At 63.9% G+C, this 16392-nt stretch carries 14 protein-coding genes; all 14 read left to right on the top strand.

Translation table 11 applies throughout. The features are described 5' to 3' along the window. Window positions 1-21 precede the first annotated feature (21 nt). The 14 genes from nuoG (at window position 22) to V8U06_RS04820 (ending at window position 16385) form a co-directional block, all read left to right on the top strand. Window positions 22-2100 (top strand): NADH-quinone oxidoreductase subunit NuoG, encoded by a 2079-nt coding sequence (gene nuoG / locus V8U06_RS04885; protein WP_427139720.1) that lies wholly within the window; start codon window positions 22-24, stop codon window positions 2098-2100. A gap of 20 nt (window positions 2101-2120) precedes the next feature. Further along, window positions 2121-3167 carry an NADH-quinone oxidoreductase subunit NuoH gene (gene nuoH / locus V8U06_RS04880; protein ID WP_226919527.1) on the top strand — a complete coding sequence of 349 codons (1047 nt, stop codon included), beginning with the start codon at window positions 2121-2123 and terminating at the stop codon, window positions 3165-3167. Window positions 3168-3201: 34 nt separating this feature from the next. Further along, window positions 3202-3693 carry an NADH-quinone oxidoreductase subunit NuoI gene (nuoI, locus tag V8U06_RS04875; protein WP_023513863.1) on the top strand — a complete coding sequence of 164 codons (492 nt, stop codon included), beginning with the start codon at window positions 3202-3204 and terminating at the stop codon, window positions 3691-3693. 101 nt (window positions 3694-3794) lie between these two features. Then, a complete protein-coding gene (locus V8U06_RS04870; protein ID WP_226919525.1) occupies window positions 3795-4409 on the top strand; it encodes an NADH-quinone oxidoreductase subunit J in 615 nt (204 codons plus the stop codon). A gap of 25 nt (window positions 4410-4434) precedes the next feature. Beyond that, window positions 4435-4743, top strand: coding sequence for an NADH-quinone oxidoreductase subunit NuoK (nuoK, locus tag V8U06_RS04865; protein WP_226919524.1), 309 nt, complete (start codon window positions 4435-4437; stop codon window positions 4741-4743). A gap of 7 nt (window positions 4744-4750) precedes the next feature. Further along, on the top strand, window positions 4751-6748 hold the full coding sequence (gene nuoL, locus V8U06_RS04860; RefSeq protein ID WP_427139719.1) for an NADH-quinone oxidoreductase subunit L: 1998 nt from the start codon (window positions 4751-4753) through the stop codon (window positions 6746-6748). Beyond that, complete coding sequence (locus V8U06_RS04855) at window positions 6748-8259, top strand: NADH-quinone oxidoreductase subunit M (RefSeq protein WP_427139718.1); 1512 nt, start codon at window positions 6748-6750, stop codon at window positions 8257-8259. Before nuoL ends, V8U06_RS04855 begins: the two co-directional genes overlap by 1 nt. A 14-nt stretch (window positions 8260-8273) precedes the next feature. Then, the gene (nuoN, locus tag V8U06_RS04850; RefSeq protein ID WP_427139717.1) at window positions 8274-9716 is read left to right on the top strand and encodes an NADH-quinone oxidoreductase subunit NuoN; all 1443 of its coding nucleotides are present in this window, start codon (window positions 8274-8276) and stop codon (window positions 9714-9716) included. Beyond that, window positions 9713-10480, top strand: coding sequence for a biotin--[acetyl-CoA-carboxylase] ligase (locus V8U06_RS04845; protein ID WP_427139716.1), 768 nt, complete (start codon window positions 9713-9715; stop codon window positions 10478-10480). Before nuoN ends, V8U06_RS04845 begins: the two co-directional genes overlap by 4 nt. Before the next feature lie 15 nt (window positions 10481-10495). After that, on the top strand, window positions 10496-12163 hold the full coding sequence (locus V8U06_RS04840) for a ribonuclease J (protein WP_226919519.1): 1668 nt from the start codon (window positions 10496-10498) through the stop codon (window positions 12161-12163). Window positions 12164-12267: 104 nt separating this feature from the next. After that, window positions 12268-12672: a methylmalonyl-CoA epimerase gene (gene mce / locus V8U06_RS04835; RefSeq protein ID WP_427139715.1), complete on the top strand. Its 405-nt coding sequence runs from the start codon at window positions 12268-12270 to the stop codon at window positions 12670-12672. Between the two features lie 75 nt (window positions 12673-12747). After that, on the top strand, window positions 12748-13017 hold the full coding sequence (locus V8U06_RS04830) for a DUF1467 family protein (protein WP_427139714.1): 270 nt from the start codon (window positions 12748-12750) through the stop codon (window positions 13015-13017). Between the two features lie 706 nt (window positions 13018-13723). Continuing rightward, on the top strand, window positions 13724-15052 hold the full coding sequence (proS, locus tag V8U06_RS04825) for a proline--tRNA ligase (protein WP_226919516.1): 1329 nt from the start codon (window positions 13724-13726) through the stop codon (window positions 15050-15052). Between the two features lie 28 nt (window positions 15053-15080). Further along, window positions 15081-16385 (top strand): lipoprotein-releasing ABC transporter permease subunit, encoded by a 1305-nt coding sequence (locus tag V8U06_RS04820; RefSeq protein ID WP_427139713.1) that lies wholly within the window; start codon window positions 15081-15083, stop codon window positions 16383-16385. Window positions 16386-16392: the final 7 nt, after the last annotated feature.

Genomic DNA, 16392 nt, shown 5'->3' with positions numbered 1-16392 from the left:
CGTCAAAAGCGGGATTGAGATATGGCAAAGCTGAAAGTCGACGGAAAAGAAATCGAAGTCCCGGATCACTTCACGCTGCTTCAGGCGTGTGAGGAGGCCGGCGCCGAGGTTCCGCGCTTCTGTTTCCACGAGCGGCTGTCGGTTGCCGGCAACTGCCGCATGTGCCTCGTCGAGGTGAAGGGCGGCCCGCCGAAGCCGGCGGCCTCCTGCGCCATGAGCGTCAGGGACCTGCGTCCCGGCCCGAACGGCGAAGCGCCGGAAGTCTTCACGACCACGCCGATGGTCAAGAAGGCGCGCGAAGGCGTCATGGAATTCCTGCTGATCAACCACCCGCTGGATTGCCCGATCTGCGACCAGGGCGGTGAATGCGACCTGCAGGACCAGGCGATGGCCTTCGGCATCGACAGTTCGCGCTATGCCGAAAACAAGCGCGCGGTCGAGGACAAGTATATCGGTCCGCTCGTCAAGACGATCATGAACCGCTGCATCCACTGCACGCGCTGCGTTCGCTTCACGACGGAAGTGGCCGGCATCACCGAGCTCGGCCTGATCGGTCGCGGCGAGGATGCCGAGATCACCACCTATCTCGAACAGGCGATGACCTCCGAGCTGCAGGGCAACGTGGTCGACCTGTGCCCGGTCGGCGCGCTCACCTCCAAGCCCTTCGCCTTCACGGCCCGTCCGTGGGAACTGAACAAGACCGAATCCGTCGACGTCATGGACGCCGTCGGCTCGGCGATCCGCGTCGACACGCGCGGCCGCGAAGTCATGCGCATCCTGCCGCGCGTCAATGAAGAGATCAACGAAGAGTGGATCTCCGACAAGACCCGCTTCATCTGGGATGGCCTGAAGACCCAGCGTCTCGACCGCCCCTATGTCCGCAAGGACGGCCGTCTCCAGCCGGCAAGCTGGGCCGAAGCCTTCGGCGCCATCAAGGCCGCCGTTGCCGGCAAGGCGGGCGATCGCATCGGCGCCATCGCCGGTGACCTCGCCTCCGTCGAGGAAATCTACGCGCTGCGCGAACTGATGGGCGCGCTCGGCTCGAAGAACATCGACTGCCGCCAGGACGGTTCGGTTCTCGATCCCGCGCTCGGCCGCGCCAGCTACCTCTTCAACCCGACCATCCAGGGCATCGAGCAGGCCGACGCGCTGCTCATCGTCGGCGCCAATCCGCGCCTCGAGGCGGCCGTGCTCAACGCCCGCATCCGCAAGCGCTGGCGCATGGACAACTTCCCGATCGGCGTGATCGGCGAAGAGGGCGAGCTGCGCTACGGCTACGACTATCTCGGCGCCGGCACGGACACGCTGTCCGGCCTCATCGACGGTTCGGTCAAGTTCGCCGCCAAGCTCAAGAAGGCCGAGCGTCCGATGATCATCGTCGGCCAGGGCGCGCTGTCGCGTCCCGACGGCCTTGCCGTTCTCTCGGCCGTCTCGGCGCTTGCCGCGAAGGTCGGCGCGGTGAAGGCGGACTGGAACGGCCTTGCCGTTCTCCACACCGCGGCCTCGCGCGTCGGCGGCCTCGACCTCGGCTTCGTGCCGGGCGAGGGCGGCAAGACGGCGGCCGACATGCTGACCGGCACGGACGTGCTGTTCCTGCTCGGCGCCGACGAAATGGACTTCTCCCGAAAGAGCGCCTTCACGGTCTATATCGGTTCGCACGGCGACAACGCGGCGCATGTCGCCGACGTCATCCTGCCGGGCGCGACCTATACCGAGAAGTCGGGCACCTGGGTCAACACCGAAGGCCGCGTCCAGATGGGCAACCGCGCCGGCTTCGCGCCGGGCGACGCCCGCGAGGACTGGGCGATCCTGCGTGCGCTTTCCGACGTGCTCGGCAAGAAGCTGCCCTTCGATTCGCTGGTGCAGCTGCGTGCAAAACTCTATGCGGCGCACCCGCATTTCGCAGCGATCGACGAGATCGCAGCCGGCGATATCGCCGATCTTTCCGCACTTGCGAAAAAAGGCGGGACGATGGCGAATTCCGGGTTTGCGTCTCCGGTCAAAGACTTCTATTTGACGAACCCGATAGCGCGCGCCTCCGCGGTCATGGCCGAATGTTCGGCTCTGGCCCGCAACAATTTCAAAGTCGCGGCGGAATGAGCGCGAAGGGATAAAGCATTATGGACGCTTTCGTTTCGACCTATGTCTGGCCCGCGGTGATCATGATCGCCCAGTCGCTTCTGCTGCTGGTCGCGCTTCTGGTCTTCATCGCCTATGTCCTTCTTGCCGACCGCAAGATCTGGGCGGCCGTTCAGCTGCGCCGCGGCCCGAACGTCGTCGGTCCCTGGGGCCTGTTCCAGTCCTTCGCCGACCTTCTGAAGTTCGTCTTCAAGGAGCCGGTCATTCCGGCGACGGCGAACAAGGTGATCTTCCTGCTCGCCCCGCTCGTCTCCGTGACGCTGGCGCTCGCCACCTGGGCGGTCGTGCCGCTCAACAATGGCTGGGTGATCGCCAACATCAATGTCGGCATCCTCTACATCTTCGCGATTTCCTCGCTCGAAGTGTACGGCATCATCATGGGCGGCTGGGCGTCCAACTCCAAGTATCCGTTCCTCGGCGCGCTTCGCTCCGCCGCGCAGATGGTGTCCTACGAAGTCTCCATCGGCTTCGTCATCGTCACCGTGCTGCTCTGCGTCGGCTCGCTGAACCTGACCGATATCGTCATGTCGCAGAACGACGGCCTCGGCACGCGCCTCGGCCTGCCGGCCTCCTTCCTCGACTGGCACTGGCTGGCGCTGTTCCCGATGTTCGTGGTGTTCTTCATCTCGGCGCTCGCCGAGACGAACCGCCCGCCCTTCGACCTTCCGGAAGCCGAATCCGAACTCGTCGCCGGCTTCATGGTCGAATACGGCTCGACCCCGTACATGATGTTCATGCTCGGCGAATATGCCGCCATCTGCCTGATGTGCGCGCTGACCACGATCCTCTTCCTCGGCGGCTGGCTGCCCCCGGTCGACGTCTGGTTCCTCAACTGGGTCCCGGGCATCATCTGGTTCGTCCTGAAGGCGTCCTTCGTCTTCTTCATGTTCGCGATGGTGAAGGCCTTCGTGCCGCGCTACCGCTACGACCAGCTCATGCGCCTCGGCTGGAAGGTCTTCCTGCCGATCTCGCTGGCCATGGTCGTCATCGTTGCATTCGTGCTGAAGCTCACGGGCTGGTCCGCATGACCGCCCGGACCCTCAGCAGCATTGGAGCTTAAGCATGGCTAGTCTTTCGCAAGCCGTAAATTCGCTGTTCCTGAAGGAATTCGTCGGCGCGTTCTTCCTGTCGATGCGCTACTTCTTCCGCCCCAAGGCGACGGTGAACTATCCCTTCGAAAAGGGCCCGGTCTCTCCGCGCTTCCGCGGCGAGCATGCGCTGCGCCGCTACCCGAACGGCGAAGAGCGCTGCATCGCCTGCAAGCTGTGCGAAGCCATCTGTCCGGCCCAGGCCATCACCATCGAGGCCGGCCCGCGCCGCAACGACGGCACGCGCCGCACGGTGCGTTACGACATCGACATGGTGAAGTGCATCTATTGCGGCTTCTGCCAGGAAGCCTGCCCGGTCGACGCCATCGTCGAAGGTCCGAACTTCGAGTTCTCGACCGAGACGCGCGAAGAGCTCTACTACGACAAGCAGAAGCTCCTCGAGAACGGCGATCGCTGGGAGCGGGAAATCGCCCGCAACATCGCTATGGATTCGCCTTACCGCTGATCGGCAGCGGAAGGGCAAAATGAAAGCAAGTGCCTGACGAAAGGTCGTCAGGCTTCGACGGGGAGGGGGACCTTCTCCGGGGAAGACGAAAAGGCACCAAAATGGGTCTGCAGGCTCTATTCTTCTATCTGTTCGCCTTCGTGGCGGTGGCGTCCGCCTTCATGGTGATCGCGTCCAGGAACCCGGTCTATTCCGTGCTGTTCCTGATCCTCACCTTCTTCAATTCGGCGGGCCTCTTCCTCCTGACGGGCGCCGAGTTCCTGGCGATGATCCTGCTGGTCGTCTATGTCGGCGCCGTCGCGGTTCTCTTCCTCTTCGTCGTCATGATGCTCGACATCGATTTCGCGGCGCTGCGCGCGGGTGTTCTCGACTATGCCCCGGTCGGCGCGCTGATCGGCGTGATCCTCGCCATCGAACTGATCGTCGTCATCGGCGGCTCGACGCTCTCGCCCGAGATCGCCGCCAATGCCTCGATGCCGATCCCGCCAATCAGCGAGCGCACCAACACCGCCGCGCTCGGCGACGTGCTCTACACGACCTACGTCTACTACTTCCAGATCGCCGGCCTCGTCCTGCTCGTCGCCATGATCGGCGCGATCGTGCTGACGCTGCGCCATCGCGAAAACATCAAGCGCCAGGACATCCCGACACAGGTCGCCCGCTCGCCGGCAACCGCTGTCGAGGTCGTCAAGGTGAAGCCCGGACAGGGCATCTGAGGCCGCGCGGACAAGGAAAAGCAAAATGGAAATCGGTATTTCCCACTATCTCACCGTCAGCGCCATCCTCTTCGTCCTCGGCGTCTTCGGCATCTTCCTGAACCGGAAGAACGTCATCGTCATCCTGATGTCGATCGAACTGATCCTGCTGTCGGTCAACATCAACATGGTCGCGTTCTCGGCCTTCCTGAACGATATGGTCGGCCAGGTCTTCGCGCTGTTCATTCTGACCGTCGCGGCTGCGGAAGCGGCCATCGGTCTTGCAATTCTCGTCGTCTTCTACCGTAACCGCGGTTCGATCGCCGTCGAAGACGTCAATATGATGAAGGGCTGATCGGGTCATGGATACCATCATCAAGGCAATCGTCTTTCTTCCGCTGATCGGCTTCCTGATCGCCGGTCTCGGCGGCAATGCCATCGGCGCCAAGGCGTCCGAATACGTCACCTCCGGCTTCATGATCATCGCGGCCGTCCTGTCCTGGATCGTCTTCTTCGACGTCGCCCTGGGCGAGACCGAAATGATCAAGGTCGGCGTGCTGCGCTGGATCCAGTCCGGCGGCTTCGACGTCGAATGGGCGTTCCGCGTCGACACGCTGACGGCCGTCATGCTCGTCGTCGTGAACTCGGTCTCGACCCTCGTTCACGTCTACTCCATCGGCTACATGCACCACGACCCGCATCGGCCGCGCTTCTTCGCCTATCTCTCGCTCTTCACCTTCGCCATGCTCATGCTGGTGACGTCGGACAATCTCCTGCAGATGTTCTTCGGCTGGGAAGGCGTGGGCCTGGCCTCGTACCTGCTGATCGGCTTCTGGTACAAGAAGCCGTCCGCCAGCGCCGCCGCCATGAAGGCGTTCATCGTCAACCGCGTCGGCGACTTCGGCTTCGCGCTCGGCATCTTCTCGGTCTTCGTGCTGTTCGGCTCGATCAATTTCGAGACGATCTTCGCCACCGCCGCCACCTACCTGCCGGCCGAAGGCGCTGCGGATGCAGCCGAACCCGTCATCAACCTCTTCGGCATGAGCCTCGACAAGTCGCAGGCCCTGACCGCCACCTGCCTGCTGCTCTTCATGGGCGCGATGGGCAAGTCGGCGCAGTTCCTGCTGCACACCTGGCTGCCGGACGCCATGGAAGGCCCGACCCCGGTTTCGGCCCTCATCCATGCCGCAACCATGGTCACCGCCGGCGTCTTCCTCGTCGCCCGCATGTCGCCGCTCTTCGAACTGTCGCACAATGCGCTGCTCGTCGTGACGCTGGTCGGCGCGATCACCGCCTTCTTCGCGGCGACGGTCGGCCTCGTGCAGAACGACATCAAGCGCGTCATCGCCTATTCGACCTGCTCGCAGCTCGGCTACATGTTCGTGGCGCTCGGCATCGGCGCCTATGGCGCGGCGATCTTCCACCTCTTCACGCACGCCTTCTTCAAGGCGCTCCTGTTCCTTGGCGCCGGCTCGGTCATCCACGCCGTCGATGGCGAACAGGACATGCGTTACATGGGCGGCCTTCGCAAGCACATCCCGGTCACCTTCTGGATGATGACGATCGGCACGCTGGCGCTGACGGGCGTCGGCATCCCGGGCACCGTCATCGGCTTTGCCGGCTTCTTCTCGAAGGATGCGATCATCGAGAGCGCCTTCGCCTCGCACAGCCCGGTCGCAGGCTTTGCCTTCGTGCTCTTGGTCATCGCTGCGCTCTTCACCAGCTTCTACTCCTGGCGTCTCGCCTTCCTGACCTTCTTCGGCAAGCCGCGCGCCTCCGCCGACGTCATGCACCACGTGCATGAATCCCCGGCGGTCATGCTGATCCCGCTCTACCTGCTCGCCGCGGGCGCGGTCGCCGCCGGCGTGATCTTCGTGGAATATTTCTACGGCCATCACTACGAGGAGTTCTGGCAGGGCGCGATCTTCACGGGTCCGGAAAACCACCTCGTGCACGAGTTCCACAATGTGCCGAAGTGGGTGAAGTGGAGCCCGTTCGCCGCCATGGCCATCGGCTTCGTCACGGCCTGGTACATGTACATCCGCTCGCCGGAAACCCCGAAGGCCCTCGCAGAGCAGCACCGCGGTCTCTACCAGTTCCTGCTCAACAAGTGGTACTTCGACGAACTCTACGACGCCATCTTCGTCCGTCCGGCGAAGGCGCTCGGCAAGTTCCTCTGGAAGAAGGGTGACGGCGCCGTCATCGACGGTCTCGGCCCGAACGGCATCGCCGCCCGTGTCGTCGACGTCACCAACCGCGTCGTCCGTCTCCAGACCGGTTACCTCTATCACTACGCATTCGCGATGCTGCTGGGTATTGCGGCACTCGTTACCTGGATGATGCTCGGGAGCTCCCTCTGATGACCGATTGGCCCATTCTTTCAGCGGTCACCTTCCTCCCGCTCGTCGGCGTGGCGCTTCTGCTGCTGACCCGCGAGGACAGCCCGTACGGCCGCCGCAACATCCTGAACGTCGCGATGCTGACGACGGTCTTCACCTTCGTGCTCTCGCTCTTCATCTGGGCCGGCTTCGACTATTCGAACCCCGGCTTCCAGATGACCGAGAAGCATGACTGGCTCGGCACCGGCATTTCCTACCATCTCGGCGTCGACGGCATCTCCATGCTGTTCGTCATCCTCTCGACCTTCCTGATGCCGTTCTGCGTGCTCGCAAGCTGGCACTCGGTCGAGAAGCGCCTGAAGGAATACATGATCGCCTTCCTGCTTCTGGAAGTGTTCATGGTCGGCGTCTTCGTCTCGCTCGACATCGTTCTCTTCTACGTCTTCTTCGAGGCGGGCCTCATTCCGATGTTCATCATCATCGGCGTGTGGGGCGGCAAGGATCGCGTCTACGCGTCCTACAAGTTCTTCCTCTACACGCTGCTCGGCTCGGTTCTGATGCTGCTCGCCATCATGGCGATGTACTGGCAGGCCGGCACGACGGACATTCCGGAACTGCTCGCCTACAACTTCCCGGCCCATATGCAGACCTGGCTGTGGCTCGCCTTCTTCGCCTCCTTCGCGGTGAAGATGCCGATGTGGCCGGTCCATACCTGGCTTCCCGATGCGCACGTTCAGGCGCCGACGGCCGGCTCGGTCATCCTGGCCGGCGTCCTCCTGAAGCTCGGCGGCTACGGCTTCATCCGCTTCTCGCTGGCCATGTTCCCGCTCGCCTCCGACTATTTCGCGCCCTTCGTCTTCGCGCTGTCGGTCATCGCCATCATCTACACCTCGCTGGTCGCGATGATGCAGGACGACATCAAGAAGCTGATCGCCTATTCGTCGGTCGCCCATATGGGTTATGTCACCATGGGCATCTTCGCGGCCAACGCGCAGGGTCTCCAGGGCGCCATCTTCCAGATGCTCTCGCACGGCATCGTCTCCGGCGCGCTCTTCCTTTGCGTCGGCGTTGTCTACGACCGCCTGCACACCCGCGAGATCGCGGCCTATGGCGGCCTCGTCAACAACATGCCGAAATACGCCGTCGCCTTCATGATCTTCACCATGGCCAATGTCGGCCTGCCGGGCACCTCGGGCTTCGTCGGCGAAATCATGACCCTGCTCGGCGCCTTCCGCGCCAACACCTGGGTCGCGTTCTTCGCCACCACCGGCGTCATCCTGTCGGCCTCCTACGCGCTGTGGCTCTACCGCCGCGTGATCTTCGGTGCGCTGGAGAAGGAAAGCCTGAAGTCGCTGCTCGACCTGTCGGGCCGTGAAAAGGCGCTGCTCTACCCGCTGGTGATCCTGACGATCTTCTTCGGTGTCTATCCGGCGCCGGTCTTCGATGTGACGGCGGCTTCGGTCGACGCGCTTCTCAATCAATACTCCGCGGCTCTGCAAGCGGCGCAATCCGTTGCGCTCTCGGCGAACTGAGGACGGGACCGAACATGACTGCTGATACTATCCTCGCCAGCCTTCAGCTCTCGACGCCCGAGATCATTCTCGCCGTCGGCGGTCTGGTCCTGCTGATGATCGGTGTGTTCTCGGGCGAACGCTCGGGCACCACCGTCACCGGCCTTGCCGTCGCGCTCCTCATCATCGCCGGTCTCTGGCTCGTGCTCGCCACGGGCGAGGGCCAGGCCTATGGCGGCGCCTTCGTCTCCGACGCCTTCGCCAAGTTCATGAAGGTCCTGTCGCTGATCGGCTCCATCACCGCCATGGTCATGACCGTCGGCCACGCCCGCTCCGACCAGCTCGACCGTTTCGAGTTCCCGGTGCTCGTCGTGCTCTCGACGCTCGGCATGCTGCTGATGATCTCTGCCAACAGCCTGCTGTCGCTCTACCTCGCGCTGGAACTCCAGTCGCTCGCCCTCTACGTGGTCGCCGCGATCAACCGCGACAGCCTGCGCTCGACGGAAGCGGGCCTGAAGTATTTCGTGCTCGGCGCGCTCTCCTCGGGCATGCTGCTCTACGGCATGTCGCTGGTCTATGGCTTCACCGGCCATATCGGCTTCCAGGACATCGCCGCCGCGCTCTCGGCCGAGGGTCGTTCGCTCGGCCTCGTCTTCGGCCTGGTGTTCATCCTTGCCGGCCTTGCCTTCAAGATCTCGGCCGTGCCGTTCCACATGTGGACGCCGGACGTCTATGAAGGCGCGCCGACCCCGGTGACGGCCTTCTTCGCCGCCGCCCCCAAGGTCGCCGCTATGGCCATGCTGGTGCGCATCGTCATCGACGCCTTCCAGCCGGTCGTCGCCGACTGGCAGCAGGTCATCGTCTTCATCTCGATCGCTTCGATGCTGCTCGGCTCCTTCGCGGCCATCGGCCAGCGCAACATCAAGCGCCTCATGGCCTATTCCTCCATCGGCCACATGGGCTACGCGCTGGTCGGCCTTGCCGCCGGCTCCATGGCCGGCGTGCGCGGCGTCGCGCTCTACATGCTCATCTACATGGTCATGACGCTCGGCACCTTCGCCATCATCCTCGCCATGCGCCGCAAGGAAGGTGGCAATGTCGAGAATATCGACGATCTCGCGGGCCTGTCCTCGACCAATCCGTTCATGGCCACCGTCATGACGATCCTGATGTTCTCGCTCGCCGGCATCCCGCCGATGGCAGGCTTCTTCGCCAAGTACTTCGTGTTCATGGCGGCCATCGAAGCCCAGCTCTACGCGCTCGCCATCATCGGCGTGCTCGCCTCGGTCGTCGGCGCCTACTATTACCTGCGCGTCATCAAGGTCATGTGGTTCGACGAGCCGACCGGTGAATTCGCCCGCACCTCGGGCGAGCTGAAGCTGGTCTTCGGCCTCTCCGGTCTCTTCGTGCTCGGCTACTTCCTGATCGGCGGGCCGATCGGCAATGCGGCGGAAGCCGCGGCGCGGACCTTCTTTTGAGCGGGTCTGAAAATCCTCGCCAGCTGTCGCTCGACGACTTCCGGCACGAGGCGCTCACCGATGTGGGCTCGACCAATACGGAATGCCTGGAGCGCGCCCGAAAGGGCGCGCTTTCCGGTCTCTGGATCACCGCCGACCGGCAGACGAGCGGGCGCGGCCGGCGCGGGCGCGCCTGGTTCTCCGAGCCCGGCAATCTCTATGCCTCGCTGCTCCTGATCGACGCCGCGCCGATGGAGCGGCTCGGCTCCCTGCCGCTCGCCGTCGCCGTCGCGGTGCAGGACGCCGTCAGCCGCGTCATGCCGCTGGATGGCGCCGAGGTGCTGATCAAGTGGCCGAACGACATCCTCATCGAGCGCCGCAAGGTCTGCGGCATCCTGATCGAGGGCGAGACGCTGCCCGACGGGCGGCATGCGCTGGTCATCGGCATCGGCATCAATGTCGCCGTCGCGCCGGATGCGGGGCTCTATCCCGTGGCGACGCTGCGCGATTTCGCGGTCTCCGCATCGCCCGACGAACTCTTCGCCCATCTCTTCCAGTCGATGGCCGAAACGCTGTCGCTGTGGCACCGCGGACGCGGCATCGCGGCCATCATGGAGCGCTGGAAAGCGGTCGCCGGCGGGGTGGGGGAAAACATCACGGTCAATCTGCCCGACCGTTCTATTTCCGGGCGCTTTGCCGGAATTGATGATACAGGTCTCCTGAAATTGGAAACCGATGACGGCGGCACGCGGCTGATCGCGGCCGGCGATGTGTTTTTTGGATAGGAAATTTTGAACCCGATGGCAAAAGAAGACGAACTGGTGTTCCTGCCGCTTGGCGGCGTCGGCGAAATCGGCATGAACCTGGCGCTCTACGGCTACGGCCCGAAGACGAACCGCCAGTGGATCATGGTCGATTGCGGCGTCACCTTCCCGGGACCGGACCTGCCGGGCGTCGATCTCGTGCTGCCCGATATCCGCTTCCTGGCGGAAGAGCGCAAGAACCTCAAGGGCATCATCATCACCCATGCGCACGAGGACCATTACGGCGCGCTGAACGACCTGTGGCCCGGCCTCAACGTGCCGGTCTATGCCTCGCCGTTCACGGCCGGCATGCTGGAGGCCAAGCGCGACTACGAGCGCAGCCGCGTCGAAATCCCGGTGACGATCTTCAAGCAGGGCGACCGCATCAATGTCGGCCCCTTCGAGATCGAGGCCGTCGGCGTCAACCACTCCATTCCCGAGCCGATGTCGCTGGTCATCAAGACGCCGCTTGGCACGGTCGTGCATACCGGCGACTGGAAGATCGACCTCGAACCGTCGCTCGGTCCGCTGACCGACGAGAGCCGCTTCCGCAAGCTCGGCGACGAGGGCGTGCTGGCGCTGATCTGCGACAGCACCAATGCGGTGCGCGACGGCATCTCGCCCTCCGAGCGCGAAGTGTCGGAAAGCCTGACCAAGATCATCGAGGCCTCCGAGGGCCGGGTGGGCATCACCACCTTCTCCTCGAATGTCGGCCGCATCCGCTCCATCGCCAAGGCCGCGGAAGCCGCCGGGCGCGAGGTGCTGCTGCTCGGCAGTTCCATGAAGCGCGTGACGGACGTGGCGCGCGACATCGGCCTGATGGAAGGCATCAAGCCGTTCATTGCCGAGGACGAGTTCGGCTATATCCCGCGCGACAAGGTCGTCGTCATCCTCACGGGCAGCCAGGGTGAGCCGCGCGCCGCGCTCGCCAAGATCGCCCGCGACGAGATGCGCAACGTCGCCTTTACCGATGGCGACACGATCATCTTCTCCTCGCGCGCCATTCCGGGCAACGAGAAGGCGATCAACGACATCAAGAACGGCCTGATCGAGCAGGGCATCAACGTCATCACCGACGCCGAGGCGCTGGTGCATGTCTCCGGCCATCCGCGCCGCCACGAGCTGCAGCAGATGTATGGCTGGGTGCGCCCGAAGATGGTCGTGCCCGTGCATGGCGAGGCGGCCCATCTGACGGCCCATGCCGAGCTTGCCGAGCAGTCCGGCATCGCCGAGGTGCCGCGCGTGCGCAACGGCGACATGCTGCGGCTGGCGCCCGGCGCGCCCGAGGTCGTCGACCACGCGCCGCATGGCCGCATCTTCAAGGACGGCAACCTCATCGGCGACTACGAGGAAATGGGCATCGGCGACCGGCGCAAGCTCGCCTTCGTCGGCCATGTCGCCGTCAGCATCCTGCTCGACAGCCGCTACGACTTCCAGGGCGACCCGGAAGTGGAGCCCTTCGGCCTGCCGCAGTTCGACGACGAGGGTGAGGACATGGGTGACACGCTCTATGACGCCGTGCTCGGCGCCGTCGAAAGCATTCCGCGCGCCCGCCGCAAGGACCTCGAAATGGTGCGCGAGGCCGTGCGCCGCGCCGTGCGCTCCACCGCCAACGAGATCTGGGGCAAGAAGCCCGTCGTCACGGTGTTCCTGACGAAGATCTGATCGCGGGACTGTTCCGCTCGCGCCGCCGCGAACCGCGCCCCCGGGGGTGCGGGCGGCGGCGGGACGGGGACCTGCCTCCACCAATCCGCCGACGGGAGACAAGCATGCTCGGAAAGGTCAACCACATCGCCATCGCCGTGCCGGACCTTGCCGCCGCCACCGCGACCTATCGCGACACGCTGGGCGCAAGGGTCTCGGCCGCCGAGGCCCTGCCGGAGCATGGCGTGACGGTGGTCTTCGTCGAACTGCCGAACACCAAGGTGGAACTGCTGGAACCGCTCGGCGAGGCCTCGCCGATCGCCGCCTTCCTCGAAAAGGCGCCGGCCGGCGGCATGCACCACATCTGCTACGAGGTCGACGATATCCTCGCCGCCCGCGACCGGCTGATCGCCGGCGGCGCGCGCGTGCTGGGCGACGGCAACCCCAAGACCGGCGCCCATGGCAAGCCGGTGCTGTTCCTGCATCCCAAGGATTTCCTCGGCACGCTGGTCGAACTCGAACAGGTGTGACAGCACGCCGCCCCGCGGCCATTTGAACTTCCGCGCTGTCAGGCGTAAAAGGCCGCTGTCGCACGAGGATCGTTGATGCAGCTCTTTTCCTATTTCGCCGTCTATTTCATCGTCTGGTGGATGACGCTCTTTGCCGTTCTGCCCTTCGGGCTGAAGACGCAGGCGGAAGCCGAGGAGGTCGTGCCCGGCACGGTGGAGAGCGCGCCCGCGCGATTCCGCGGCGGCCGCATCGTGGCGTTGACGACCGTCGTCTCGGCCATCGTCTATGGCGCCTGGTATATCCTGTCGGTCCGCCTCGGCTATGGCATCGACGCCATTCCGCAGTTCATGCCCGATTTCAAGTAGGGCGGCCACAGAGGTTAACGCGGCCGATCTGCCCCGAGGCAAGACATTCCACGCCCACCGGCGCCGGCCGGAAAACTCTTCCCTTTGCACCCTGTCGCATTTTCGCACGGAAAGCCCCGTTCGCGCGCGCCTTCCAGGCCTTTCGGCCATGTGTGGCTGACGTAACGTGAGGCGGAGTGTCGCAGAGGGGAGGTCCTGTGCGGCTTTGACGCATGGACCGCCGGCGCGAAGGCGTTAAAAGGAGAGGGCGGTTTGCAAAAGGCAAAAAAAAACAAGGCATAAAGCCTTGTTTTACAGGTATCGCGTGATCTCTATCCGTTGTGCGGTGGCAGCGTCTACGCGCGCCAAAGATCTGATCCTCCCAAGACTTGACCGCGAAATGGCAAGAATTTGCACTTCTTGCCTGTTTTGTGGCCTGAAACTAGCCCAAACGTTAGGCGTTGTCATCCGCTTTTTTTGCATTTTTGCTACAGTGGAATAAAATTTTCCCGTTGACAGGCGGCGCGCAATTTCCGTTATTGGCGGCCCCCATTTTTTGCCACAATTGCGCGCAGCGCGGTATGATCGGTGGACAGTGCTTCGCCGGAGCGCTCGCGCACGGCTGCCGGGTTCCCTTCCTTTGGCGAAGCGTTTATGAACGCGTGAAAATCAACGTCATTTTGCCCGATTCCCGAAATAGGGCGGATCAGTCACTCCGGAACCCGATATGCGCCTTTCCCGCTTCTTCCTGCCCATCCTGAAGGAAAACCCCAAGGAAGCCGAGATCGTCTCGCACCGGCTCATGCTGCGTGCGGGCATGGTCAAGCAGCAGTCCCAGGGCATCTATACCTGGCTGCCGCTGGGCAAGCGCGTGCTGGACAAGGTCAACGGCATCATCCGCGAGGAGCAGAACCGCTCCGGCGCCGTCGAGCTTCTGATGCCGACGCTGCAGTCCGCCGAGCTCTGGCAGGAAAGCGGGCGCTACGACGCCTATGGCAAGGAGATGCTGCGCATCAAGGACCGCCAGGAGCGCCCCATGCTCTACGGTCCGACCAACGAGGAGATGATCACGGACGTCTTCCGTTCGTTCGTGAAGTCCTACAAGGACCTGCCGCTCAACCTCTACCATATCCAGCTGAAGTTCCGCGATGAGATCCGTCCGCGCTTCGGCACCATGCGCTCGCGCGAGTTCCTGATGAAGGACGCCTATTCCTTCGACCTGAACCGGGAAGGGGCCGAGCACGCCTATAACCGCATGTTCGCGGCTTACCTGCGCACCTTCTCGCGCATGGGCCTGCGCGCCATTCCGATGCGCGCCGACACCGGCCCGATCGGCGGCAATCTCAGCCACGAATTCATCATCCTCGCCGACACCGGCGAGTCGGAAGTCTTCTGCCACAAGGACTTCCTGAACTTCGACATTCCCGGCATCGACACGAACTTCGAGGACGTGGCGGGCCTGCGCGCCATCTTCGACAAGTGGACCTCGCGCTACGCCGCGACGTCGGAAATGCACGACGCGCCCGCCTTCGAGGCGATCGCCGAAGGCGAACGCCTGTCGGCCCGCGGCATCGAGGTCGGCCACATCTTCTATTTCGGCACGAAATATTCCGAAGCCATGGGCGCCAAGGTCCAGGGTCCCGACGGCAAGGAGCACACCGTGCACATGGGCTCCTACGGCATCGGCCCGACGCGCCTCGTGCCGGCGATCATCGAAGCCTCGCACGACGAGAACGGCATCATCTGGCCGAAGGCCGTCGCGCCCTTCGAGGCGATCGTCATCAACATGAAGTCAGGCGACGAAGCCTGCGACGCGGCCTGCGAAAAGATCTACGGCGCGCTGCTGAACGCCGGCGTCGACGTGCTCTATGACGACAAGGACGAGCGCGCGGGCGCCAAGTTCGCCACCGCCGACCTCATCGGCGCGCCGGTGCAGGTCATTGCCGGCCCGCGCGGCGTGGCAGGCGGCGAGGTCGAGATCAAGGATCGCAAGACCGGCGCACGCGAGACGCTGACCATCGAGGCGGCCATCAACCGCCTGACGTCGGGCAACTGAAACACGGCCGGCGGTAACGGGAGACAACATGGCTGACGCAGCGAGCGGTGCATCTGCAACTAAGGCCCAGGCCTTCGGGAAAAGCCGCCCGTTCTCCGCCTTCGAGCGGATGGTCGCCTGGCGCTACCTGCGCTCGCGGCGCAAGGAAGCCTTCATCTCCGTCATCGCCGGCTTCTCCTTCATCGGCATCATGCTGGGCGTGGCGACGCTGATCATCGTCATGGCCGTCATGAACGGCTTTCGCACCGAGCTGATCTCGCGCATCCTCGGCATCAACGGTCACATGATCGTCCAGCCGATCGACAGCCCGCTCAACGACTATGCCAAGCTTTCCGAGAAGTTTTCGGCGGTGCCCGGCGTCACCATGGCGATCCCGCTCGTCGAGGGCCAGACGCTGGCCCAGGGCACGGCGGGCGGCGGCACGGGCGCGCTGGTGCGCGGCGTGCGCGCCGACGATCTCGCCAAGATGAAGGCCGTCTCCGATCACATCAAGGAAGGCGATCTCGTCGGCTTTGCCACCGGGGGCGTGGCCATTGGCTCGCGCATGGCCGAATCCCTCGGCCTCAGCGCCGGCGGCCAGATCACGCTTGTCGCGCCGGAAGGCGACGTCACGCCGCTCGGCGTGAACCCGCGCGTGAAGACCTACACGGTCTCGGCGATCTTCGAGATCGGCATGTCGGAATACGATTCCTCGATCATCTACATGCCGCTGGAAGAAGCGCAGCTCTATTTCAATTCCGAAGGCATCGTGCAGTCGATCGAGCTGTTCGTGTCCCATCCCGACGCGGTGGACGATCTGCGCCAGCCCATCGAGGCGGCGGCCGAACGGCAGATCTTCATCACCGACTGGCGCCAGCGCAACCAGACCTTCTTCTCGGCCCTGCAGGTCGAGCGCAATGTCATGTTCATGATCCTGACGCTGATCGTGCTCGTCGCCGCGCTCAACATCATTTCCGGCCTCATCATGCTGGTGAAGGACAAGGGCAGCGACATCGCGATCCTGCGCACCATGGGCGCGACCTCCGGCGCCATCATGCGCATCTTCTTCATGACGGGCGCGGCCATCGGCACGGTCGGCACCTTCGCCGGCGTTCTGCTCGGCGTCATCGTCTGCCTCAATGTCGAATCGATCCGCCAGTTCTTCTCCTGGATCTCGGGCACGACCCTGTTCAACCCGGAGCTCTACTTCCTGAGCCAGCTTCCCGCCGACATGAATGCGGGCGAGACGGTCTCCGTGGTCGTCATGGCGCTCGCGCTTTCCTTCCTCGCGACGATCTTCCCCGCCTGGCGCGCCTCCAAGCTCGATCCGGTCCAGGCCCTGCGGTACGAATAGGAAAGAA

This window comes from Shinella sp. G-2 (assembly GCF_050172695.1).
Classification (GTDB): Bacteria; Pseudomonadota; Alphaproteobacteria; order Rhizobiales; family Rhizobiaceae; genus Shinella.
This window is presented reverse-complemented; position numbering and strand designations above follow the sequence as displayed.